Raw genomic sequence first — 1,434 nt, 5'->3', positions numbered from 1 at the left:
ACCGCCGGAGGCCTCTTCGCCACGGACGGAAAGGCCCATCCCCTCCAGGACACCCTGCTCGTGGTGACCCTGGTGCTCGGCATCACGTCCTTCGTCACGGCCCAGTTCCACAACCTGCACCTGCTCAGCTCCTGGACCGGTCTGATCGGCATCGCCGCCGGTGCCTACGGCCAATGGATCTCGGTGACGACCCGCGAGCGCTTCGGCCTGATCGTGGGCCTCGGGCTGTCGGGAGTCGGCTTCTTCCTCGGCATGGCACACGGCGGGCTCTTCGGCGGCGTCTGACACGCCTGCGACCGCCCTCGTCGAACCGGTGGCCGGGAGGCCGGCCACCGGACATCGGCACAACACCGCATAGAACACCCACGACCGCCCCGGAGGCGCCCAGCGCCGGTGCGGAGCTTTCGTACGCCCGGTCGAGGCGCTCCCCGGGCGCAGTAGGCTTCGGCGCTAGAGCCGGAGCCCCTGTTCCCATGGGGACACACCAGCCCGAGGAGCGCCCCGAATGAGCCTGACCCTGAGGACGATCAGTCGCGAGCAGCATCTGGCGTACATCCAGAGCCTGCCGTCGGCGAGCCACATGCAGGTCCCGGCCTGGGCTGACGTCAAGGCGGAGTGGCGCTCGGAGAGCCTCGGCTGGTTCGACCGGAGCGGCGAGCTGGTCGGCGCGGGTCTCGTCCTCTACCGCCAGCTTCCCAAGATCAAGCGCTACCTCGCCTATCTGCCCGAGGGTCCGGTCATCAACTGGTTCTCGCCGAACCTGACCGAGTGGCTGGAGCCGATGCTCGCGCACCTGAAGCAGCAGGGCGCCTTCTCCGTGAAGATGGGCCCGCCGGTGATCATCCGGCGCTGGGAGGCGGGCTCCATCAAGCAGGGCATCCAGAACCCGGACGTGAAGCGCCTGCGCGACATCGAGGCCGACTTCATCGAGCCGCGCGCCTTCGAGGTCGCCGACAAGCTGCGCCGTATGGGCTGGCAGCAGGGCGAGGACGGCGGGGCCGGATTCGGCGACGTACAGCCCCGCTATGTCTTCCAGGTGCCGCTGGCCAACCGCTCGCTGGAAGAGGTCCACAAGAACTTCAACCAGCTCTGGCGGCGCAACATCAAGAAGGCCGAGAAGGCCGGCGTCGAGGTCGTCCAGGGCGGTTACCAGGACCTGGAGGAGTGGCAGCGCCTGTACGAGATCACGGCCGTGCGCGACCACTTCCGCCCGCGCCCCCTGTCCTACTTCCAGCGCATGTGGACGGCCCTCAACACCGAGGACCCCAACCGCATGCGGCTGTACTTCGCGCGGCACAACGGGGTGAACCTGTCCGCGGCGACGATGCTCATCGTCGGCGGCCACGTCTGGTACTCCTACGGCGCCTCCGACAACATCGGCCGCGAGGTCCGGCCCTCGAACGCGATGCAGTGGCGGATGCTGCGCGACGCCTA

General features: G+C 68.5%; 2 protein-coding genes. Both read left to right on the top strand.

Annotation, left to right across the window (positions count from 1 at the left end; genetic code table 11):
• On the top strand, positions 1-285 hold a 285-nt coding region (locus ACFY5C_RS41515; protein ID WP_389455274.1), incomplete at its 5' end, for a hypothetical protein.
• Positions 286-505: 220 nt separating this feature from the next.
• Positions 506-1,434, top strand: a 929-nt coding sequence (locus tag ACFY5C_RS41510; RefSeq protein ID WP_389455272.1) for a lipid II:glycine glycyltransferase FemX, incomplete at its 3' end; no start/stop codon positions are given.

This window comes from Streptomyces sp. NPDC012935, from assembly GCF_042900345.1.
Lineage (GTDB): Bacteria > Actinomycetota > Actinomycetes > Streptomycetales > Streptomycetaceae > Streptomyces.
The sequence above is the reverse complement of the archived record's forward strand: the minus strand, read 5'-3'. Positions and strand labels throughout refer to the sequence as shown.